Annotated in this window: 21 protein-coding genes; 5 read left to right on the top strand and 16 right to left on the bottom strand. The window is 35.2% G+C overall.

The window, feature by feature from the left end; all coding sequences use genetic code 11:
• Positions 1-226 precede the first annotated feature (226 nt).
• The 14 genes from K8344_RS12865 to mraZ all read right to left on the bottom strand — a co-directional run bounded on the left by K8344_RS12865 (position 227) and on the right by mraZ (position 16,541).
• Entirely contained in the window at positions 227-676 is a 450-nt protein-coding gene (locus tag K8344_RS12865) for a GatB/YqeY domain-containing protein (RefSeq protein WP_237609090.1), read from the bottom strand.
• 158 nt (positions 677-834) lie between these two features.
• Positions 835-2,811 carry a cell division protein FtsZ gene (gene ftsZ, locus K8344_RS12870; RefSeq protein ID WP_237609091.1) on the bottom strand — a complete coding sequence of 659 codons (1,977 nt, stop codon included), beginning with the start codon at positions 2,809-2,811 and terminating at the stop codon, positions 835-837.
• A 46-nt stretch (positions 2,812-2,857) separates the two neighbouring features.
• A complete protein-coding gene (gene ftsA / locus K8344_RS12875) occupies positions 2,858-4,216 on the bottom strand; it encodes a cell division protein FtsA (RefSeq protein WP_237609092.1) in 1,359 nt (452 codons plus the stop codon).
• Between the two features lie 4 nt (positions 4,217-4,220).
• The gene (locus K8344_RS12880) at positions 4,221-4,937 is read right to left on the bottom strand and encodes a cell division protein FtsQ/DivIB (protein WP_139855436.1); all 717 of its coding nucleotides are present in this window, start codon (positions 4,935-4,937) and stop codon (positions 4,221-4,223) included.
• Positions 4,927-6,282 (bottom strand): UDP-N-acetylmuramate--L-alanine ligase, encoded by a 1,356-nt coding sequence (gene murC / locus K8344_RS12885; protein ID WP_237609093.1) that lies wholly within the window; start codon positions 6,280-6,282, stop codon positions 4,927-4,929. The genes K8344_RS12880 and murC overlap by 11 nt, the downstream gene beginning before the upstream one ends.
• Positions 6,282-7,379 (bottom strand): undecaprenyldiphospho-muramoylpentapeptide beta-N-acetylglucosaminyltransferase, encoded by a 1,098-nt coding sequence (murG, locus tag K8344_RS12890; protein ID WP_237609094.1) that lies wholly within the window; start codon positions 7,377-7,379, stop codon positions 6,282-6,284. Before murG ends, murC begins: the two co-directional genes overlap by 1 nt.
• A 44-nt stretch (positions 7,380-7,423) precedes the next feature.
• A complete protein-coding gene (locus tag K8344_RS12895) occupies positions 7,424-8,617 on the bottom strand; it encodes an FtsW/RodA/SpoVE family cell cycle protein (RefSeq protein WP_237609095.1) in 1,194 nt (397 codons plus the stop codon).
• 50 nt (positions 8,618-8,667) lie between these two features.
• On the bottom strand, positions 8,668-10,005 hold the full coding sequence (murD, locus tag K8344_RS12900; RefSeq protein ID WP_237609096.1) for a UDP-N-acetylmuramoyl-L-alanine--D-glutamate ligase: 1,338 nt from the start codon (positions 10,003-10,005) through the stop codon (positions 8,668-8,670).
• Positions 10,006-10,045: 40 nt separating this feature from the next.
• Positions 10,046-11,278 (bottom strand): phospho-N-acetylmuramoyl-pentapeptide-transferase, encoded by a 1,233-nt coding sequence (gene mraY, locus K8344_RS12905; protein WP_237609097.1) that lies wholly within the window; start codon positions 11,276-11,278, stop codon positions 10,046-10,048.
• 4 nt (positions 11,279-11,282) lie between these two features.
• On the bottom strand, positions 11,283-12,746 hold the full coding sequence (locus tag K8344_RS12910) for a UDP-N-acetylmuramoyl-L-alanyl-D-glutamate--2,6-diaminopimelate ligase (protein WP_237609098.1): 1,464 nt from the start codon (positions 12,744-12,746) through the stop codon (positions 11,283-11,285).
• Positions 12,743-14,743, bottom strand: a complete 2,001-nt coding sequence (locus K8344_RS12915) for a penicillin-binding protein (protein ID WP_237609099.1) — start codon at positions 14,741-14,743, stop codon at positions 12,743-12,745. Before K8344_RS12915 ends, K8344_RS12910 begins: the two co-directional genes overlap by 4 nt.
• Positions 14,744-14,781: 38 nt before the next feature.
• The gene (locus K8344_RS12920; RefSeq protein WP_237609100.1) at positions 14,782-15,102 is read right to left on the bottom strand and encodes an FtsL-like putative cell division protein; all 321 of its coding nucleotides are present in this window, start codon (positions 15,100-15,102) and stop codon (positions 14,782-14,784) included.
• Positions 15,103-15,184: 82 nt separating this feature from the next.
• Positions 15,185-16,081: a 16S rRNA (cytosine(1402)-N(4))-methyltransferase RsmH gene (gene rsmH, locus K8344_RS12925; protein WP_237609101.1), complete on the bottom strand. Its 897-nt coding sequence runs from the start codon at positions 16,079-16,081 to the stop codon at positions 15,185-15,187.
• Positions 16,068-16,541: a division/cell wall cluster transcriptional repressor MraZ gene (mraZ, locus tag K8344_RS12930; protein ID WP_237609102.1), complete on the bottom strand. Its 474-nt coding sequence runs from the start codon at positions 16,539-16,541 to the stop codon at positions 16,068-16,070. The genes rsmH and mraZ overlap by 14 nt, the downstream gene beginning before the upstream one ends.
• Before the next feature lie 203 nt (positions 16,542-16,744).
• Here mraZ and K8344_RS12935 point away from each other — a divergent pair, with 203 nt between their 5' ends.
• The 5 genes from K8344_RS12935 to K8344_RS12955 all read left to right on the top strand — a co-directional run bounded on the left by K8344_RS12935 (position 16,745) and on the right by K8344_RS12955 (position 20,555).
• Positions 16,745-17,509, top strand: coding sequence for an alpha/beta fold hydrolase (locus K8344_RS12935; RefSeq protein ID WP_237609103.1), 765 nt, complete (start codon positions 16,745-16,747; stop codon positions 17,507-17,509).
• Between the two features lie 54 nt (positions 17,510-17,563).
• Complete coding sequence (gene yihA / locus K8344_RS12940) at positions 17,564-18,175, top strand: ribosome biogenesis GTP-binding protein YihA/YsxC (RefSeq protein WP_237609104.1); 612 nt, start codon at positions 17,564-17,566, stop codon at positions 18,173-18,175.
• A gap of 153 nt (positions 18,176-18,328) precedes the next feature.
• The gene (locus K8344_RS12945) at positions 18,329-19,123 is read left to right on the top strand and encodes a DUF547 domain-containing protein (RefSeq protein ID WP_237609105.1); all 795 of its coding nucleotides are present in this window, start codon (positions 18,329-18,331) and stop codon (positions 19,121-19,123) included.
• Between the two features lie 161 nt (positions 19,124-19,284).
• Positions 19,285-20,028 carry a TIGR04283 family arsenosugar biosynthesis glycosyltransferase gene (locus tag K8344_RS12950; RefSeq protein WP_237609106.1) on the top strand — a complete coding sequence of 248 codons (744 nt, stop codon included), beginning with the start codon at positions 19,285-19,287 and terminating at the stop codon, positions 20,026-20,028.
• A 92-nt stretch (positions 20,029-20,120) separates the two neighbouring features.
• Positions 20,121-20,555, top strand: coding sequence for a hemerythrin domain-containing protein (locus K8344_RS12955; protein WP_237609107.1), 435 nt, complete (start codon positions 20,121-20,123; stop codon positions 20,553-20,555).
• Between the two features lie 82 nt (positions 20,556-20,637).
• On the opposite strand, the gene K8344_RS12960 is transcribed toward K8344_RS12955, so the two are convergent.
• Both K8344_RS12960 and K8344_RS12965 read right to left on the bottom strand, forming a co-directional pair.
• Positions 20,638-22,239 (bottom strand): DUF4139 domain-containing protein, encoded by a 1,602-nt coding sequence (locus tag K8344_RS12960; RefSeq protein ID WP_237609108.1) that lies wholly within the window; start codon positions 22,237-22,239, stop codon positions 20,638-20,640.
• Between the two features lie 70 nt (positions 22,240-22,309).
• Positions 22,310-23,356: a glycoside hydrolase family 113 gene (locus tag K8344_RS12965; RefSeq protein WP_237609109.1), complete on the bottom strand. Its 1,047-nt coding sequence runs from the start codon at positions 23,354-23,356 to the stop codon at positions 22,310-22,312.
• Between the last annotated feature and the right edge of the window lie 117 nt (positions 23,357-23,473).

A 23,473-nucleotide genomic window follows, 5' to 3' on the forward strand; every position in this document is an offset into this window, starting at 1 on the left:
TTTTTGTACAGTCTTTAGACATTCCTACATACATCCTTTCAAATTCTTTACTATAAAGAATATATACATAATACATTTCTAACCATTTAAAGCTCGAATCCGAAATCTGATGCGCCCCGCCCGAACGTGTCTAACGACAGTTCGGCTCGGGCGGGTATTCAGTTGCGCCACGCGGCCAATCCAGTTTTCAAAAATATCTTCTTTTGAAGAATTAATAAAATCTAATTTAAGACAACCTCGATTTTACAACTGTCGATATGGTTTTCCCATCTGCTTTTCCAGCCAGTTTTCCACTAGCAATGCCCATAACTTTTCCCATATCCGCCATAGAAGAAGCTCCAGTTTCTGTGATAATTTCATCTACTATTTTGCTTACTTCTTCAACACTTAGCTGCTTTGGCAAAAATTGCTCGATTACTTTAGCTTGAAGCAATTCTGGCTCAGCAAGATCTTCACGCCCTTGTTCCTTATAAATAGCAGCACTATCTTTTCTTTGTTTTACTTGCTTTTGAAGGATTTTAATTCCTTCTTCTTCAGATATTTCTTGTTTTGAACCTGTTTCAGTTTGCGCTAAAAGCAATGCTGATTTAACAGATCGCAAAGCTTCTAATGATTGAGTATCCTTTGATTTCATTGCGGCTTTCATAGCCTCCATCACCTTATCTTGTAAACCCATTATAGTGTTTTTTTGTATGCACGAAGATACTTATTTAAGCTGAAATGTATCGGCTTATGGATTCACTTTTTTTAATCTTAAATATCATAAATCAAAAAGGTCCGAAACCAATTAAGATTTCGAACCTCTACTTTAAGTGGGGAGAAATATTCACTTAATTAATCTACATTATCGTGTAAAAATGAGTTGTTTCTACGCAATTCAATTCCGTCATCTTCGATGTTTACCGAAGTCCTAGAAATTGTTGATTCTTCACTGGTATCATTAAGATCTATACCCATACGCTTATAAGCGGGTTGTCTTTCAATTTCATCAATACGTGAAGGACTGTTCTTAAACTTGTAATTAAACTCCTTCATTTTGCGCTTGCGCTCTTCTGTACGATCGCTTAGTATCTTTGAAATAGGAGAGTTTAACGGGTCTTCTATTTCCTTGCTTTCGCTATCATTTGGAGATTGCTCAGTTACTGTTCTTTTTACAAATTCAATTTCGTTTTCCTCAATAGCTTCAGACTTATGGCTTGATGGTTTTGCGTTATTTAAGGTATTTTCAACCTCTTGATAGTCATCTAGACTATATCTTTTAATACCATCATCTGAAACTTCAGTTACAGGCACAACTTCTACGTGATCTTCAACCTCTATTTCTTCGAGATTAAAAATTGTTTTTTCTTCTCTATTATTTGTTTCTGCCGGCTTTCTTTCAACAGGTTTTATAGGAAGATCAAACATTAATATTTGATCGTCGTTGTCTTCACCTTCTGGCTTAGAATGTCTAACTTCTTCCGCAGAATTTTTTGTTGAAGCCTCAACAATAACAAATTCGTTTACATTTATTTTATCTACTTCTACTTGCTCAAACTCTTCAATTCTTTCAGCTTTTACCTCTTCGTATGATACTGGTAAATTCTTTAGAAGCTCTGAAGTATTTATATATCCTTGAAACGATGGTCTTTGTTCAATCTCATCATCGTCAAAAAGCGTGTGTTTAACCACAGGGGCTTCAGCTTTAGGCTGAGAAGTGATAGGAGTTTCTGGCAGTCTTACAGGTCCAGAAGTAGCTTTTGGTGTAAGATTTTGCTCCGCTTTTTGATCATCTCCAAGCGTGTGGATTATTTTTTTTGTTTCGGTGTTTACAATCTCATTTTGTTGTTCAACATTAAATCCTGTGGCGATTACAGTAATAGAAATTGATCCTTCTAAGCTCTCATCTTCACCAACACCCATAATAATATTGGCGCTGTGTCCAGCTTCATTTTGAATGTGATCACTGATTTCACCTATCTCATCGATAGTAATCTCGTCGGACCCAGAAACGATAAGCAACAATACGTTTTTGGCACCTTTGATTTTATTATCGTTAAGTAATGGAGAATCTAATGCTCTTCCTATGCCTTCTTTTGCTCTATTTGCACCAGATGCAGTAGAACTACCCATTATAGCTGTTCCACTATTAGAAAGAACTGTCTTAGCATCTCTAAGGTCAATGTTTTGAGTGTAGTGATGTGTAATAACCTCGGCTATACCACGAGCAGCGGTGGCCAAGACTTCATCAGCTTTAGAGAAACCAGCTTTAAAACCTAAGTTCCCATATACTTCACGAAGTTTATTATTATTAATTACCACTAATGAATCTACATTTTGCCGTAGTTTTTCTACTCCAATTTGAGCTTGTTCATTTCTTGTTTTACCTTCAAATTGGAAAGGAATAGTAACTATACCCACAGTAAGTATATCCATATCCTTTGCCATTTTGGCGATAATTGGAGCGGCACCTGTTCCAGTACCTCCACCCATACCAGCAGTAATAAAAATCATCTTGGTATTTGTAGTTAGCATAGTTTTAATTTCTTCCATACTTTCTACAGCAGATTGTTCACCAACCATCGGATTTGCTCCTGCACCTAGACCTTCAGTTAAGGAAACCCCTAATTGAATTTTAATAGGCACTGGGCTATTTTCTAATGCCTGTGCATCTGTATTACATATCACGAAATCTACTCCCTTTATGCCCTGACTGAACATATGGTTAATTGCATTACTACCTCCACCACCAACGCCAATAACCTTAATCACATTTGATTGGTTTTTTGGCAAGTCGAATGAAATGTTCTCAAATTCTGTGTTGCTGCTCATATTTTTGTTTTTAATTGCAATTTTTATTTTTCTTCTTTTTCCTTTATTATTCTGCGTTATCGAGGAACTCTTTAAATTTTTCGGCCCATTTGTCAAAAATACCTCGACCACGTCTAGTGCCTTTTTTTTCTTCTTCTACTTCTTCTCTTTCAGTTTCTACTTCAGGATGCTGAACGGCTTCTTGTTTGTCAGTCTCTTTAACTTCCTCTTCGGTTGGGAATGTTCTCATCAATGATGATTTCTCCTTACTTTCAAGACTATTCATAACTAACCCTACTGCTGTTGCATACATCGGACTTGTAGTTTCAGGGTCGCTATCTCCAGCTAAATGTTCATTTGGATATCCAATTCGTGTATCCATACCTGTAGCGTACTCTACCAACTGTTTTATATGCTGAAGCTGAGCTCCCCCACCTGTTAACACAATACCAGCAATTAATTTCTTCTTCTGCTCTTCGTGCCCGTAGTTTTTTATTTCAATATAGGCTTGCTCAATAATCTCCATAACTCGAGCGTGAATTATTTTTGAGAGATTTTTTAAGCTAATTTCTTTTGGTTCTCTTCCTCTTAATCCTGGGATTGAAACAATTTCATTGTCTTTATTCTCTCCAGGCCAAGCAGATCCAAATTTTATTTTAAGAAGTTCAGCTTGTTTCTCGATAATCGAACAACCTTCTTTAATATCGTCTGTGATTACATTACCTCCAAAAGGAATTACTGCCGTGTGACGAATAATTCCATCTTTAAATATCGCTAAGTCAGTTGTTCCACCTCCTATATCGATTAATGCTACCCCAGCTTCTTTTTCTTCTTGACTTAATACAGCTCTTGCTGATGCTAAGGGCTCTAGAGTGATTGCTGATAGCTCTAACCCTGCACTTTTTATACAGCGTCCAACATTTCTAATTGAAGAAACCTGCCCTACAACTACGTGAAAGTTTGCTTCTAATCGCGCTCCGTACATCCCGATAGGTTCTTTAATTTCTGCTTGTCCATCAACTTTATAATCCTGTGGTAATACGTGAAGAATTTCTTCCCCAGGAAGCATTACAAGCTTATGAACTTGGTTACATAAAGCATCAATATCTTCATCTTTAATTACCTCCTCACCATCTGGTCTAGTAATGTAATCGCTATGCTGAAGGCTTCTAATATGTTGTCCTGCGATACCAACAACAACATCCTTAATCTTCATTCCTGAAGAAGTTTCTGCATCTTGTACCGCTTGTTGAATGGATTGAATGGTTTGTGTAATGTTATTCACAACACCACGATGAACGCCAAGACTTTTTGCCTTGCCTATCCCCAACACTTCCATTTTACCATAATCATTTTTTCTACCAATCATAGCTACTATCTTGGTAGTTCCTATATCCAATCCTACAGCAATATTATCGTTTTCCATGGCCTTACTTTTTTGTGGCTATCACTTGACTATCAAATTTCAAGTTCACCTTGTTGTACCCGTATAGCGTACTATCTTTTTTTGTTTTTTTATAAAATGCTTTAAAGTTTTGAAACTTCTTTTCAATGTGTACTGGTTTCCCAAAAAATACATTAAAATTTACTTTTCTCAATTCCAGTTCAATTTCTCCATCTGCCCGTTGATGCACCCCAATAACACTCCTTTTCATAAACTCATCTTCCTTTATTTTCAGCAATAAGTCGGTAAGTTCAGAGAACTCACTTTCCGAAGCACCAGTAATTATAGGCACTCTTGCTGAATACACTTCAGATAACGGCATTACCTTTCCGTCTGAATCTAAGTAATAATCTGGTGTAGCAGACACTCTACCAATGGGTTCGCGCTGTTCTATCCTTGCGCATAACTTTCCATCAATGGTTACATACACCTGAGCATCGCGAATCATAGGATTTCCTATCAATCTATACTCCATCTCTCTCAAAGCTAAGGCTTCTTTAGATATGTCCGAAACCTTCTCGTAACTTTGTATCAACAATTTATTAACGTTATCAAAAGTGATAAAAGGGCTGTTATTATCAACAAATACAACATCTATTTTGCTAATTTTTCTAGCTTCATTTCGCTTTTTTGTAAAGCTAAAAAGGAAGCCAATTAACCCTAGCAAAAGAATAAGTTTTATGTAAATAATACTACGCCTCATCTTTAAACTTTTGAGTTAACTTATTAACTTCGGCACCAATGTCACCGGCACCTACCAACAATTTCACTCTACAATCCGACTGTGACAAAACTTCAGCTAAATCTGATTTTGAAACCAAGATTTTATGCTGAGAATCAATCTGATTTAATAACCATTCTGAAGTAATTCCTTCAATTGCCTCTTCTCTAGCAGGATAGATATCCAGCAACACAACTTCATCAAATTGTGAAAGACTTCTCGCAAAACCTTCTGCAAAATCTCTTGTTCTAGTGAAAAGATGTGGCTGAAAAACAATCTGCTTACGATTATTTGGATACATTTCTTCAACAGCTTGATGTAAAGCGTCTATTTCAGTAGGATGATGTGCATAATCATCAATTAAAACAAGTTTGTCTGTTTTAATTTTATACGAGAAACGGCGTTTTACCCCTTTAAAACTCGCAATTGCGTTTTTAAGACAAGAAACAGGTGCCCCAGCTAACAATGCCATTCCCATTGCCATAATAGCATTGGTAAGATTGTGATGTCCTGGTAAATTAAATGTAATATCTTTAATAACCTCATTTGGTGTTTTCAATTCGAATAGATATGCTCCATCCTTTACCCTTACATTTTGGGCTTCATAATCTGCAGTTTCCTGAACCGCAACAGTCATTCCATTTAAAGGTAAGCCTATCTTTATTAGAACGTTTTCTTTCTTATCAACTAGTTCAGCAAAAGTTGTAAATGCATTTTCAATTTCTGAAGCGTCTCCATAAATATCTAAATGGTCAGCATCCATAGAAGTTACACAAGATATGTCTGGACGAAGTTGAAGGAACGATCGGTCAAATTCATCTGCTTCAACCACTGTAATTTCACTTCCTTTATAAATAAAATTGGAATTGTAATTCTCCGCGATTCCTCCCAAAAATGCTGTTACTGGCATGTTACAAGCAGCCAACAAATGTCCTAAAATTGCAGATGTTGTAGTTTTTCCGTGTGTACCTGCTACAGCTAAACAAAGTGTATTTTTGGACACCTCTCCTAAAAGCTGAGCACGTTTTACAATTTGAAACTCTTCAGAAATAAAATAGTTTAAAATTGTATTGTTCTTAGGAATTGCAGGGGTGTAAACTATTAAAACATTATGCTTTACCTTCACCTCAGATTGAAGTTCTGAAATTTCATCTTTAAAAGTTACTGGTATCCCTTCTGCAACCAATTCGTCTGTTAAGTCAGTTGAAGTTTTATCGTACCCAAAAACAGCTTTGCCTTGCATTTTAAAATACCGTGCAAGAGCACTCATCCCGATGCCGCCAATACCTACGAAATAAAAGGTCGTTATGTTTTTTAGGTTATTCATTAATTGTTGTTCTTCAATAATTTCTCAATCTCTTCAACTATTTCTATTGTGGCATTTGGTTTTGCCAACGCCAATATATTTTTTGAAAGCATTTCCTGCTTTTCTATAGAGGAAAATAAATCTGAAAATTCCTTTTCAAAATTTGTATCCAACTCATTTTCTTTAATCAAAATAGCGGCATTTTTTTCCGAAATTGCCAACGCGTTTTTTGTTTGATGGTCTTCAGCAACATTTGGCGAAGGGATAAATACAACTGGTTTTCCCACCAAGCATAATTCTGAAACCGATAGCGCTCCCGCTCTTGAAATAATAAAATCTGAAGCTGCATAAGCCAAATCCATTCTGTTTAAAAAAGTATGGACTTGTACATTTTCATTTCCTTTATTTTTATAGGTTTCTTCGTAAAATTTCCCACATTGCCAGATAACTTGTAAGTTGATTCTTTCAAAAAACGGCAATGATTTTTCAATTAATTGATTGATTCTTCTCGCACCTAAACTACCTCCTAAAACCAAAAGTGTTTTTTTGTCCCTATTCAGTTTAAAGAAAGTAAGTGCTTCTTCTCTTTTTAAAGAAATATCCAACAAATCTTGTCTTACTGGATTTCCCGTTAACTTTACTTTATCAGAAGGAAAAAAATTCTCCATTCCTTCATAAGCCACACATATTTTCTGAACTTTACTACTTAGCCATTTATTGGTAATTCCTGCGTGACTATTCTGCTCTTGAATTAAACAAGGTATATTTTGCTTTGCAGCCATTCGCAATAGCGGCGCACTTGCATAACCTCCAGTTCCAATTGCAGCATCAGGTTTAAATGTTTTTAAAATAGACTTTGATTTCATTAAACTTGAAACCAGCTTTAACGGGAAAGCTAAATTTTGCAATGAAAGACTGCGTTGCAATCCAGAAATCCAAAGACCTTTTATTTTATATCCTGCTTGTGGGACTTTTTCCATCTCCATTCTGTCCTCTGCTCCCACAAATAAAAATTCAGCGTCAGGGTAACGAGTTTTCAACTCATTAGCTATAGCAATAGCTGGATAAATATGACCCCCAGTACCGCCTCCTGATATGATGAATTTTTTGTTTTTCAATTTTTTACTTTCTTCTTTATTACACTAACAACACTTGTTGTATTCTAAATGGTTTCACTTAAAACATCAAGTGGATTTTCTTCCTCTTCTTCTTTTGCTGGAACTTCTCTCTTTGCACTCACACTCAAAATCATTCCCAACGCCAAACATGTCATCCAAATAGAGGTTCCGCCACTACTGATTAGGGGTAAGTTTTGTCCAGTTACAGGAAACAATTCGACTGCCACAGCCATATTAATCATCGCCCTAAAAATAATGGGAAAACCTACTCCAATGACTAGTAGTTTGGTAAATACCGACGGTGCTTTATGAGCCACTACCACTATTCGAAATAACAAAAACAGATATATAGCCATTAAGGTTAACCCTCCAATCAAACCAAATTCTTCAACTATAACCGCATAAATAAAATCTGATGATGATTGTGGTAAGAAATTCTTCTGAACACTTTTTCCTGGACCTAATCCAGTAATACCTCCAGAGGCAATAGCAATTTTTGCTTTTTCTATTTGATAATCTGCTTCTGTATCTTCCTTATCAGCAAAATTTTCTACCCTACTTATCCAAGTATCTACGCGGTTAGGAAATATTCCAGGAAATGCCTTGGCAGTTAGGACAAACAATGTTAAAAACAGCAACCCTGCACCAAGTATAACACCAAGATATTTTAATGGATATCCTCCTACAAAAACAAGCATAACAACCATTACAAAAAATATTGCAGTGGTAGAAAAGTTAGCGGGTAGAATTAAACCAAGAACGATAAACACTGGTCCCCAAAGCAGTAAAAGTGTTTCTTTAAAAGAAACTTCTTTATCTTTAATACGAGCCAAATACCGCGCAACATATGTCATTAACACTACCCCTGCTAAAGTTGATGTCTGAAAGCTTAGTCCAACAAATGGCAACCTAATCCATCGGCTTGCGTTTGCACCCCCTATAGTTGTACCTTGTGATAGCGTAATTACTAACAGGAATACTATAATAGGCAACCCAATTATAGAGAGCCCTCCAAAGTAATTATAGGGTATTCTATGCACTGCATACAGCACAATAAAACCTAAAATTAAATGTGCTAAATGTCGCAATAGAAAAGGTAATGTATTTCCATCATTGTTATACAAATATGCAAGATTGCTACTTGCACTATAAACAGGCAGGAAAGATATAAGTGCTAGAAGCCCTACTATCCCCCAGATTGCTCTATCTCCTTTTGTATATTGGAAAATATTTATCATTTACCTTTTTCCGCTATTGGTTTATGTTTTTAATTCTTTTTTATGCCTTATTACAAGTTTCTTACAGCATCTTTAAACTGCCTTCCTCGGTCTTCGTAGTTTTCAAATAAATCGAAGCTTGCACATGCAGGAGAAAGTAGAACTGTATTATTTCTTTCGGCTACTTTATACGCAACTTGAACAGCCATTTGCATTGAATCTACTTCAACAATTGTATCTACTATATTTCCAAAAGCACTAATTATTTTTTGATTATCAACACCTAAGCAGATAATCGCTTTTACCTTTTCATTAACTAATGGAAGTAATTCGTTGTAATCATTGCCTTTATCAACACCTCCAACAATCCAAACAGTTGGATTTTCCATACTATCTAAAGCAAAATATGTAGCATTTACATTTGTTGCCTTTGAATCATTAACATACATCACATTATTGATTTTTAGCACATTTTCAAGTCTGTGTTCTACACCGTGAAACCCTTCAAGACTTTCTCTAATTGTTTGTTTACGTATTCTCAATAATGTAGCTACGGTTGATGCAGCCATTGCATTCTTTACATTGTGTTCTCCCTGTATTCCTATTGTTGCGATTGGCATAGTGAATTCTGTATTATTTATTTTAATTATTATATCGTTATCTCTTCTAAATGCTCCTTGTTTCAATTCTTTTTTTAATGAAAAAGGAAGCGGTTGTGATTTTATGGGATTCTGTGACAGCCATTTTATGATATCCTCATCGTCGGCATCATAAATGAAAAAATCCTGCGATGTTTGATTCAATATTATTCTGAATTTGGACTCGATATAATTTTCATATTTATAATCGTATCTATCCAAGTGATCAGGACTCAAATTGATTAATGCTGCAATGTGAGGTGAAAATGTTTCAATACCATCTAGCTGAAAACTACTTAGTTCTAATACGAAGTGATCGTATTTAGATTCTGAAACTTGTTCTGCAAAACTCTTTCCTATATTACCCCCAAGAGCAACATTTAACCCACCGTTTTTCAACACTTCATAAGTTAAACTAGCAGTTGTGGTCTTCCCATTACTTCCTGTAATTCCAACAATTGTCGCGCTTGTATATTTAGAGGCAAATTCAATTTCTGAAATCACCTTTACTTTATTTTCGCGCAACTTTCTCACTATTGAAGCAGTTTCAGGAATACCCGGACTTTTCATTACAACATCGGCAGAAAGAATTTTCTCTTCAGAATGACCTCCATCTTCCCATTCAATCTCATTATTTAAAAGAACTTGTTTGTACTTATCTTTTATATTTCCAAAGTCTGAAACAAACACTTGAAACTTCTGTTTCTTACCCAATATGGCCGTACCTACTCCACTTTCTCCTGCGCCAAGAATGACCAATTTTCTTTTCATGTTTACTTATATTTTCGTTAAAACGTGAAACATCACATCTCTATCGAATTTTTAGCGTGACGATGGTTATTATCGCCAAGAATATTCCTACAATCCAAAATCGTGTTACAATTTTGCTTTCATGAAATCCTTTTATTTGATAATGGTGATGCAGTGGCGACATTCTAAAAATGCGTCGACCCTCACCATATTTTTTCTTTGTGTATTTAAACCAACCTACCTGCATTACTACAGAAAGATTTTCCATTAGAAAAATTCCGCAGAGGATTGGGATTAACAACTCCTTTCTTACTGCAATTGCTATAACTGCTATAATTCCTCCAATAGTTAAACTACCAGTATCTCCCATAAATACTTGTGCAGGATAGGTGTTATACCATAAAAACCCAATAAGAGCACCAACAAAGGCAGTGATAAATATGGTCATCTCTCCCGTATTTGGGATATACATTATATTTAGATAGTCAGAGAAAATAACGTTACCCGAAACCCAGGCAAACAATGCTAGTGTCACCCCTATTATCGCTGAAGTTCCCGCAGCAAGTCCATCTATTCCATCGGTTAAATTTGCTCCATTTGAAACTGCAGTAATTATAAAAATCACAATCGGTATAAATATCAACCACACATAGCTTTTGTAGCCCTCTCCTGCCCAACTAATTAAAGTGGCATAATCGAATTCATTTTCTTTTACAAAAGGGATAGTAGTTAACATCGACTTATCCTTTACATAAAACTGGTCTACTGGACCTTTGGCTATAATTTCGGTTTGAGCTCCTGGTGTTGTGGTATTGTGCTGCACTACGATGTCTGGATGAAAGTACATTGTAACCCCTACAAAAAGCCCTAATCCAACCTGACCAATTACCTTGAATCTCCCTGGTAATCCTTCTTTATCATTTTTAAACTTTTTGATATAATCGTCAATAAACCCAATTACTCCCATCCAAAGAGTGGTAACAATCAAGAGGATTACATAAATATTTTCAAGTTTTGCAAATAGTAAAACAGGAATTAATGTTGCTAGAATTATTATTATTCCACCCATTGTTGGCGTTCCTGCTTTTTCATTTTGACCTTCTAAGCCAAGATCGCGTATAGATTCCCCAACTTGTTTTTTTCTTAGGTAGTTAATGATTTTTTTTCCATAAACTGTTGCAATAAACAACGATAAAATAACCGCTAAACTAGCCCGGAATGTAATGAAGTTAAATAACCCCGCTCCTGGCAAATCGTATGTTTTGTCTAAGTATTCAAAGAGATAATAGAGCATTAGATTATTTATTTAATAGCGTTAAAACTTCTTTTACAATTTTAAAATCATCAAAATCAAAACGTTCACCATTAATTTCCTGATAGGTTTCGTGACCTTTTCCAGCAATTAAAATAATGTCGTTTTCATTAGCCATTTGGCAAGCCGCTTTTATGGCTTCTTTTCTATTTGTTATAGAGATTGTTTTTTTATAATGTTCGGCAGGTACTCCTGCTTCAACTTGTTCAATAATTCTATCTGGATTTTCAGTACGAGGATTATCACTAGTAAAAACCACTTTTGTGCTTAACGTAGCAGCTATTTTACCCATTACCGGACGTTTAGATGTATCGCGATCGCCGCCACATCCTACAACGGTTATTACTTCTTCATTTCCTGTACGAATACTATTGATTGTTTCTAATACATTCTTTAGTGCATCAGGAGTGTGCGCATAATCTACAATAGCGGTTATCTTCTTTTCTGAAATTAAATATTGAAACCTCCCATCAACACTGTCTAGAGTGCTAATTAGTTGAAGCGTTTCTAGCTCCTTCAATCCTAATAGCTGAGCAGTTCCGTAAATTGCAAGTAGGTTATACACATTGAAGCCACCTATCAGTTTCACCCACAATTCTTGATTGTCGATTTTAATAAGCTGTCCCGAAAATTGACTTTCTAAAATTTGCGCCTTAAAGTCTGCAAATGTTTTTAAGGCATAGGTTTGTTTCTTTGCTTTGGTATTCTGAAGCATAACTGCTCCGTTCTTATCATCAGCATTAACTAAGGCAAAAGCCGCTTTTGGTAGATTGTCGAAAAACGATTTTTTTACATCGCGGTATTCAGCGAAATCTTTATGATAATCTAAATGATCGTGAGATAGGTTAGTGTAGACACCTCCTGCAAATTGTAAAGCTTCTGTTCGTTTTTGATGAATTCCGTGAGAACTCACTTCCATAAAACAGAATTCTACACCTGCATCAACCATTTTACGCAAATAATAATTTATAGTGATTGAATCTGGAGTTGTATGTGATGTTTTATGCTCGGTATCCCCAACCATTATATTCACGGTAGAGATCAACCCAACCTCCATCCCAGCTTTTTTGAAAAGCTTGTATAACAATGTAGAAATTGTTGTTTTCCCATTGGTTCCCGTAATCCCAACTAGTTTTAAGTCTTCTGATGGATTCCCGTAGAAGTTCGCCGCCATAATTGCTAAGGCCTTATGGGTATCAACAACCTGAACATAGGTAATTCCATTTACTATGTTGTCAGGTAATGTTTCACATATAATCGCCAAAGCTCCTTGATCTGCAGCTTTTTTTATGAATTGATGTCCATCAGAAACAGTTCCTTTTAAAGCTACAAAAATATCGTTCAACGATACTTTTCTAGAATCAAATTCCAGATTGTTAACAGCCACGGAAGTATTTCCAACGACACTTTCGATGGTAACTTTATATAATATGTCCTTTAAAAGAATCACGATAATTTTAAGGTTATTAATTTGCCCTTCTCTAGGGTTTCTCCTGATTTTATGGATTGGCTCGAAACCGAACCATTACCCACAACTTGCACTTTTAGTCCAAGATTTTCTAGTATAGAAACCGCATCCATCCCTGCCATTCCAGTTACATTTGGAATAGTTTTATATGACTTTTGAAGTTTAGAATAGTATTTTTCGAAGTCTTTTTCAATTTCCGGATCTGGTGCTTCTATATTTTTTACATTATCTATGTTTCTAGATTCAGTAAATATTTTTTGAGCAATTCGTTTAAAAACAGGCCCTGAAACATCAGCTCCGTAAAATCCTTTCTTAATACTAGGCTTGTGAATTATCACTATACACGAGTACTTCGGGTTTTCAACGGGGAAAAATCCTGCGAATGATGAAATATATCGAGGATTACTATTCCAGTCTTTGTACCAATATTCCGTACGTGCAGTTCCGGTTTTACCCGCCATTGAAAAATCTGGAGAGTACAATGATCTACCCGTTCCACGCTCGACGGTATTTTTCATAATCTCCTTAATTTCACTCAAAGTCTTATCTGAACAAATTTTAGGATTAATAATTTTTGTATCGTAGGTAGTTACTTTTTCATTCCACGCACGAACCTCCTTAATAAAACGTGGTTTAACCATCACTCCATTATTTGCAATAGCATTATAAAAAGTTAAAGTTTGTAAAGGAGTTAATTTAAGGTTATACCCATACGCTATGGAAGGGAGGGCGTTTCTACTCCACTTTTTATGCCCTGGTTCTGGAATCATGGGCTCACCTTCCCCTTTAATAGCCACGCCTGTTTTTTCATTTAGGTGCCAGCTTTTTAAGCGGTTTATAAATTTGTTTGGGTTCTTTGAATACCCTTCATCTATTATTGTAGCCAATCCTATATTGGAAGAAACCTCTAGAGTTCTAGCAGCAGAAATTTCACCATATCCTCCTCTTTTAGAGTCGTGAACAGGCTGGCCGTAAAATACTTTTCTACCATTTCCGGTATCAACAACAGTGCTTGTATCAACAACTTTGTCTTCCAAAGCTGCCATCAATGCCATTACTTTAAAAGTCGAGCCCGGTTCATGCGATTCGTATACAGCGTAATTACGTTTTTCGTAATATGTGCCATTAGATGCCACACCTAAGTTTGAGACAGCTTTAATTTCCCCAGTAGCAACTTCCATGACGATAACAGTTCCGTGCTCAGCTTGGTAGTGCTCTAGTTGTTTTAACAAGGCATGATGTGCTATGTCTTGAATATTCACATTAATAGTAGATACTATATCGTAGCCGTCTTGTGGTTCTATTTCATTTTCGTCAAAAATTGGCTTCCACTGACCTTTGGAAATTTTTTGCTTTAGCCTGTGCCCTTCTTTTCCCGTAAGCAAATCGTTGAATGCTCCTTCAAGACCTACAGCATAATAACCTGGGCGGTTACTAGCTTCATTTCCAACAGTACGCTGAGCTATTTTCCCAATTGGATGCTCACGAACCGTACGCTGTTCTACTATAATTCCACCTCTATATGGGCCTTTATTAAAAAGTGGTAAGCTTCTTACCTTAATATATTCAGAGTAACCAAGGTTTTTTACTACAGCTACATATCTATTTTTATTGGCTCTAGCTTTTCTAAACTTGTTTTGATAATAAGAAACTGGTTTCCCAAACATTTTACTAAGCCCTTCGGAAAGCGGCCTTAAATTTTCATTAAAATCCTTGGCTTCTGGAGCTAAAGCGTCAAAACGTATATCGTATTTGGGCACTGAAGTAGCTAACAAACTACCATCATCTGCATACACATTTCCCCTATTAGCAGGTATTATAAAATTTTTGGTAGTATTTTGTTTAGCGAGTTCACGATACTCATCTCCATCAACAAATTGAATATTTATCAACTTGATGCTTATGGCAAGAGCAAACAACAACATACACCCTGCAACGATGTATATTCTATTTAATATGTTTCTTTCGTCAAATGCCATTTTTTATCTGTATTCTTTTATTATTTTTTACAGTATTCTTAATCTTCTTCTTTAACTATCCTTATGCGTTTAGGAGGAGTTGTTGAAGGTTGCAAGCCTTGACCTTCCATTGCAGCGATTATTTTACTTTCCATTCTAGTTTGCATCAATTGCATGCGCACATCTACATATTCGCTTTTCAACTCTTTTACCTGTGCATTTAAACTTGATATTTCGTGCACTTTTTTATCTGCGTTATGTGAAGATGCAATCATTATAAGAGCTAAAAGAGAAAGAAATATGATGAAGCGCCAATTCTTTAAAGCCTCGTCACTTACCAAGAATTTTCCTTTTACTATGTTATAAAAGCTTTCCTTCAAAACTTACGATTAGAGATTTATTAATTAGCGAAATACCCGCTTCTACTTCCTTTTAATCCAACATTTATTCAACCTCGTCTTCTTACAACTTCTCAGCAATACGAAGTTTTGCACTTCTAGCTCGACTGTTCATCTTTATCTCCTCCTTGGTAGGAACGATAAATTTTCCAACCGCTTTAAATGGAACTTCAAAATTTCCGAACACATCTTTTTCAGGCTCACCTTCAAACATTCCATTACGGATATACCTTTTAACCAACCTATCTTCCAAAGAGTGGTAACTTATTAAGCTAATACGCCCACCAGGCTCTAAAACCTCGTTGGTTTGCAACAAAAACTCCTTAAGAGCTTCTAATTCTTGATTAACTTCAATTCTAATAGCTTGGTAAATCTGAGCTAGAATTTTATTTTCTTTATGTGCTGGTAAAAACCTACTCAGCACTTTTTTAAGCTGCTCGCTTGTTTTAATTTTTTCTTCTTCCCTAGCCGCAACAATCACTCTTGCCATTGCCGGTGCACTTCTTAACTCACCATAGTTTGCAAGCACATCTCGCAATTGCCCTTCCTCATATTTATTAACAACTGTATAAGCCGAGAAATTTGTTTCGCGATTCATTCGCATATCCAAATCCGCTTCAAAACGAGTTGAAAAACCTCTTTCTGCAACATCAAATTGATGCGAAGAAACCCCAAAGTCTCCAAGTATTCCATCTACAGTTCGAAACCCGTGAAACCTTAAAAACTTCTTTAGAAAACGAAAATTCTGATTTATCAACAAAAAACGCTCATCATCAATAGCATTAACCAAAGCATCTTTATCTTGATCAAAGCCAATTAGTTTTCCCTCTGGCCCTAATCTGCTTAATATTTCACGAGAATGTCCGCCACCACCAAAAGTAACATCAACATAAACTCCGTCTGGCTTAATATTTAAACCATTCACAGTTTCCTTCAATAAGACTGGATTATGATAGTCCATTTTCCTCTTCAAAATTTTTACCCATTACTTCCTCGGCTAAATCAGCAAAATCTTCTGGCGAAACAGAAATAGATTCCTCGTACTTGTTTTTATCCCAAATTTCTAATTTCTCTATCGCTGAAGAAACAACCAATTCTTTATCTATTCCCGCATAAGACATTAAGTCTTTCGGTATTAACAACCTACCAGCAGCGTCGAGCTCTACTACCTTAACTCCTGCAGTAAACATTCTAATAAAATCGTTGTTTTTTCTTGTAAACCGGTTAAGCTTACCCATCTTCTTCATCATCTCCTCCCATTCTTTCATAGGATATAATTCTAAACACGGTTGAAAAACCGCTCTTTTAATCACAAACCCTTCTTGCACCACCGAAGACAACTGCTTTTTAAGCGGCGCAGGCACCATGACACGTCCTTTTGCGTCTGCCTTACATTCGTATGAGCCTATTATATTGAGCATTACAGAAAATTCCTGTTTGTGATTTGTAGATTCAAATATATATATATTTTACCACTTTTTACCACATTATACCACATTGTTAATAAATTTTACCACATTGCAGTCATTGCTTAACCAACATTTGAAAACAAAGGCTAATTTTAAGTAGAGTGTATGAAAAATTTTTGTTTACTTTTGTTTCTAATAAATTGCACCAACCAAGTATGACTAACAACTTAAAGAAAGAAGGAAAATTTTCATATTTAGAAATAGGTGAAGGGACGCCAATCATAATACTTCATGGCCTTATGGGTGGATTGAGCAATTTTGATGGAGTTGCAAATTTCTTTCCTCCAAAGGGTTACAAAGTTCTTATTCCTGAATTACCCATTTACAAAATGACCTTATTGCGAACAAATGTGAAAACTTTCGCCAAGTATGTTGGTGATTTTATAGACCATTTAGGTTACGGTGAAGTTATTTTACTTGGAAACTCCTTGGGCGGGCACATAGCCTTGCTTTGCACCAAATTATATCCTGAAAAAGTTAAGGCCTTAGTTATCACTGGAAGTTCCGGTTTATACGAAAGTGCCATGGGAGAAAGTTACCCAAAACGAGGAGATTACGAGTACATAAAGAAAAAAGCTGAAAACGTATTTTACGATCCAGCGGTAGCCACAAAAGAAATTGTTGACGATGTATTTGAAACCGTAAACGACAGAAATAAGCTAATTAGAACTCTTGCCATTGCCAAAAGTGCCATTAGACATAATATGGCAAAGGATTTGCCTAAAATGCATACTCCTACTTGCATTATTTGGGGAAGAAATGACAATGTTACACCTCCTGAGGTTGCTATTGAATTTGACGAACTTCTCCCAGATTCGGAACTTTTTTGGATAGATAAATGTGGACACGCTGCTATGATGGAACACCCTGATGAGTTTAATGATATACTTTACGCTTGGTTACAAAAACGCAAATTTTAATTGTCTATAGTTTTACAAAAACTTATTTCTCTATTTAATCTTAAATAAAAATAAATGCACATTAAATCGGCAGAGTTTGTAATGAGCAATAGCGATGTGGACAAATGTCCAAAAGATCGCTTGCCTGAATATGCATTTATTGGGCGAAGTAATGTTGGTAAGTCCTCTCTTATCAATATGTTGATGCTTCGTAAAAATTTAGCTAAAACTTCTGGACGACCAGGAAAGACTCAGCTTATCAATCACTTTTTAGTTAATAAAAACTGGTATTTAGTAGATTTACCTGGATACGGATATGCGCGAGTTTCGAAAAGCAGCAAAAAAACATTTCAAAAATTTATTACCGACTATTTTTCCAAAAGAGAGCAAATGATTCTGGCATTTGTACTTGTAGACTGTCGTCACGAACCCCAACCTATCGATTTAGAGTTTATGACTTGGCTAGGCGAGAATGGTATTCCTTTCAATATTATCTTTACAAAGGCAGATAAATTAAAGCCGATGGCATTGGAACGAAACCTAAAGATATATACAGACAAAATGTTGGAAACTTGGGTTGAAATGCCAAAGTATTTTGTAACCTCAGCTAGCAATTCAGCAGGAAGAGATGAGCTTTTACATTATATAGATGAATTAAATTCAAATATAAATCGCACTGAAATTTAATCTTCTTTACTTCCGATAAAACTGCTCGTAAAAAAGAAGCTTACAGATTATTCATCTTTTTATTGGAATACCCCCCACATCTCCATAACTTCGTTTATCTTGGAACAGATTCTTGCTTTTACCTGAATCATTACCTTAAACAAACCTAAGATTATGAAGAACTTACCGAGCTTTACCTCAATTCTTTTTCTTCTATTTTCTTTACATAGCTGCGCTACATTTTCATCGGTTGATTTTGACAATCAGCATATAATTGATGGAAATTCTGATTTAAGCCTTGGAAATAGTTCTTCGAAAAAAGTTAACCACAATACTTGGAATGAACTTCTCAAAAAGCACGTACAAGCTAACGGATTAGTAGACTACAATGAGTTTATAAAAGATGAAGCTAAATTAAGTAACTACTTAAAAATGCTATCTCTTAATCATCCTGATAGTACTTGGAATAGACGTGAAGTATTAGCCTATTACATCAACCTGTATAATGCTGCCACTATAAAACTTATAATTGAAAATTATCCAGTTAAGAGCATCAAAGACATAAGTCGTCCTTGGTCTAAAAACAGGATTTTAATAGGCGGTGAAATGATTTCTCTAAACACTATTGAACATGGAATTCTGCGAAAGATGAACGAGCCTAGAATTCATTTCGCGTTAAATTGTGCATCTATCTCCTGCCCTAAACTCTCAAATGAAGCTTTTACTGCACATAAAATTGAACAGCAGCTAGAACGAGTTACAAATGACTTCATCAACAGTAAGGAAAATAATATTTCAATTTCTGAAGCTAAGATTTCATCTATATTTAAATGGTACAAAAAGGATTTCTTAGTATACGAGAAGAAAGATTTAATTGGTTTTATAAACCAATATTCGAAAGTCAAAATAAATTCAAATACGAGGATTTCATATTTGGATTATGATTGGAGTTTGAATGAAAAAATCTGAAATAACTAATTGTCTCTTTATTCCGAGATGCTAAAATTCCTGCAAATAGTTCAGATTTACGAAGCTATTACTAGCAATCATCAGAAAGCTATGTTAGCAGCTGTTCATCCATAATATTCGACATTTAATAATTTGTATATTCCCATAAATAAATCAGCATAATGCTTTCCATTATAATCCCAGTATTAAATGAAGATCAAATTATCGAAACGTTACTTTATTATTTAAAGGAAAGTTGTTCAGGTGAAAATGATATTGAAGTAATATTAGTTGATGGTGGAAGCATCGATAATACTAAGAACTTAATTAAAGACTTCAGCAAACAAACCACGCCCCCTAAGAAGTCTCAAAACGTAAGAAAAAGCATTTCCTTTCAGCTTTTTTCTTCAGAAAAAGGACGTGCTAAACAAATGAATTATGGAGCAAAACAAGCTTCTTCCGAAACCCTTTATTTTCTCCACGCCGATTCTTTCCCGCCAAAAAATTATGATACATTTATTTTATCTGAATTAGACAAAGGCAACATTGCTGGATGTTTTAGAATGAAGTTTGACAGTAATCATTGGTGGTTAAAACTTGCTGGATGGTTAACGAGATTTAAATGGAAGGGTTGCAGAGGCGGAGATCAAAGCCTTTTTATTTCTAAAGAGCTTTTTAATGAAATTGGTGGATTTGATGAGAGCTATATTATTTACGAAGACAATGATTTAATTAACAAGCTATACAAAAGAAAGTCTTTTATTGTTATTCCACATTCCTTAACAACCTCTGCAAGACGTTATAAGGAATTTGGAATTTGGCGTTTGCAATATCATTTTTGGGTAATTCACATAAAGAGATGGTTTGGTGCAAATGCAGAGGGATTATATGCATACTATTCGAAAAATATTTCCAAGACACAATAACATACCAATAGGTAAATATCAGAAATACTGCAGTTTAATTTAAAATCGCTTTATTTTTTTCGATATTGTAGTAAATTTTAAAAATAAATTATATGAATATTTTTGAGGCAATTAGAAAGGATCACGATATACAACGCGAACTTTGTCGCTCGGTTACTTCAACCTCGGGCGATTCGAAAGAGAGAAAGCAAAAGTGGCAAGAGTTAAAACACGAATTGCAAATTCACGCAGATGCTGAAGAACGGACATTTTACGCACCGTTAATTCACAATGATATGATGCAAGAGCACGCACGTCATGGTATTGCAGAACACCACGAAATGGATGAACTTATTGAAAAAATTGACGATACAGATTTGGATTCACCTGCATGGCTAGTTTACGCCAAACAACTATGTGAAAAGGTAGAACATCATTTAGAAGATGAAGAACACAGCTTCTTTCAATTAGCAGGAAAAGTGTTTACCGAATCTCAAAAAACAGAGATTGCAAAAGATTATTTAAAGCAAATGAAAGAGAACAGGTAAATTTTGTAAACAGATGTTATGGAACTCCCGCTAACATACATCAAACCTAACAGATTTTAAAAACCTGTTAGGTTTTTTCGTTTTACATTCCAGATATCACCTTATCCTTTGGAATCTTTACAGAATAAGAAAATTTCAACTTTTTAGTTTCTCCAGCTTTTAAGTTTAAACTCCAAGTAAGCTCTCCCCTATCGGTATTCACATCTGCATTAGAAGTCTCAACAAGTTTGATTTCTATATCCCTTTCAGTTGATAGCGGAAACTGTTCTTTTACATCAATTTTTATCGCTTCACTACGTGTGTTTTTAACGGAAATCTCATATGTATAAACTCGTTTTTGGGAATTGCCAAAGAAAGAAGTACTCCCTTCCTCATTCACTCTTTCACGCTTTGTAACAATACGTTCGTCTCTCCCTAAACTTAAGGTTAATTTTTCTTCAGTTGAATTGGGATTAATATATGAGCTACCAGCGAAATTATTGTCGATAATCAAGTTTGCACTACCTGCCAAAAGATTAAGCTTACTCCAATCTGAAATTTTTGCAATTAAGAAAGCTGTTTCGTCCAATCGAGGTGCAGTAAAGTAAGAGTATTCTGCAGGCAATTGATATTCCTTTAATTTTACTGCCTGTGGTTTTTGATTCGAATAAACATTATAAGGTGTATTTATTACAAATGAAGTTGACAGTTGATTCTCCTCAACTACTGCCATCTCATTTCTAGTGGCAGCATCTTCCATTACTTCCACTTGTGCTCCAGCAATTTTACCTTGTAGTCTCTGAGGGAGCGGAGCAGCAGGTTGATAAAAACCTACCCACCATGGATTTAATTGTGGCGCATTGTTATTGCGTTTCGGATTTCCACTTGAAAAAGCCAATTTCACTTGCTTCCAATCAATTCCTGTAGTTTGTGAAACATTAGCGTTGTATACTAACTGTACAGGCTCATTTAAATTATCTACTCTTACTTCATAAAAAGGTGTCCAAGACACATTATTCGTAAAATAATGGATGTCAAAATTTGTTTTAACAGCTCTATTAGAATTTAATCGAATAACTAATTGCCCTGCATTTTGGCTATTCCCACCAGCTTCTTGTAGCTGATTATTTAACTTATTAACTATCTTTTGTTGCTCTACTTCTTTACTTTTTAAGTCTAAAATATTTGCAGATAGGGTTTTATATTCTTCTCTGTAATATTTTATCATTGTAGCCATAGTCGTCGGGGACACTCCATTTTGTCCACCAAACTTTCTATTTTCTTCCAACAATGCTAAAGTGCTTTCCTCTCCTTTTCTAGCATTTATTAATTCGTCTAAAGTGTTTTTAGCTTCGTCGTATTTACGCTTTAGTTCTAAATATTGAGCGCTTTGATTTTCCCCTTTTACCAAATAATCTCTTTCAAAGGATACCGAAAGAATTGTTATTTGGCTATTATCACTTGTAATGCGAATACTATTGGGGTCAACACTTTGCGCAATCTGACTAATAACAAGTTCAGAACTTCCAAGAGGCACAGAAAATTGACTAACCGTATGATGCATACTTGCTCCACGACCATATATTGTTACATCTTCTAAAGAAGCTCTAGTTTCTAATGTGTTTTGTGCAAACCCAATATATGATGTTAGTATAAAAACAAGTAATACTATTGGGAGTGGAAAAAATTTGATAAGCGTTTTCATAAGTAATTTGTTTTTTATCGATATAACCAATATTTGTGCCGAGCTCAAATAACCTTTAAATTATTCCTTATTATTTGGAGTAGTATTTTTTCACCACAGCTTCGGCCGACTTGTTTTGAGGGGTAAATTGACTATCATTCTCACCACCTACTTTATCGTATGCGATAAACCATTTCCATAGAAACCCTCCTGCAAACCAATTTTCATCCCAAATAGATTGGTATAGCCCTTCTAATAAATTAGATTGAGCTTGTAAATTCACCGAATTCATAGATTTATCACTTCTCCAAGGTTCTTTTCCACTATAATCTACGCTTCGATACCCATATTCAGTGAAAAGAATTTTTTTGCCTTTTTCTTCTGAAAAGGTTTTCAGCTCAATTTGCCATTTCTCAAAACCCGATTTTATCTCACTAACAGTTGGAGTCTGACTATTAGAAACAGGAAAATAGGCATCAACTCCTATAAAGTCTAAAACATCCCAAAAAGGAACTCTTTTATACTCGTCCCAATTGGCTGCATAAGTAAGTTCTCCACTATAAACTGTGCGAACCTCTGAAACTAATTTACGCCAGTAAGCGGGTCTGTGAATTATAAAATTTTCCAATTCGGTACCAATACAGAATATTTCAACATCTTTCCTTTCAGCTAATCGAGCATAATCTAGTATGAAGTTTTTATAGGAGTTTTCTAAAGATAACCAATCTTCTTCGGAGTTCATCTTAATTCCACCTGTGAATTCTCCCCGCCAAACCCATATTTGGGGCTTTATCATTACCTTAAAATCATTCTTCTGAAGTGTATTTACATATTGCTCAGCCCCAATTATAGTTTCTCCAAACCATTGCCTTTCTGAATTATATATTAATTCTGGATGTTCAACATTCTTGATAAATCCAAAAGGCATAATTGCAGCGTAATTAGCGCCGATCCTTAATATAGGTTCGATATTTTCTTGATTTACCGAATCGTTAGAAGATACGAAGCTTACTCCATTAATTTTTAATTTAATGTCTCCATTCGACTCTTCGTGGTTGGCTAAATCGTTCTTCTGCTCACAACTTACAAAATATGTAAAAAGCAAAATGTAAAGTAAAAAAGTGTATTTTTTTATCATTGTATCTACTGTAGCCTATGAATTTAAGTTAATAAAATAAAAACCAAAAAATAAATCTAATCATTTAAATAGGCTCTAATTGTAATTGTGTAGTTTTATAAATAATCGAATAAGGTT

The organism is Aequorivita xiaoshiensis (genome assembly GCF_022008395.1).
In the GTDB taxonomy this organism is placed as follows: Bacteria; Bacteroidota; Bacteroidia; order Flavobacteriales; family Flavobacteriaceae; genus Aequorivita; species Aequorivita xiaoshiensis.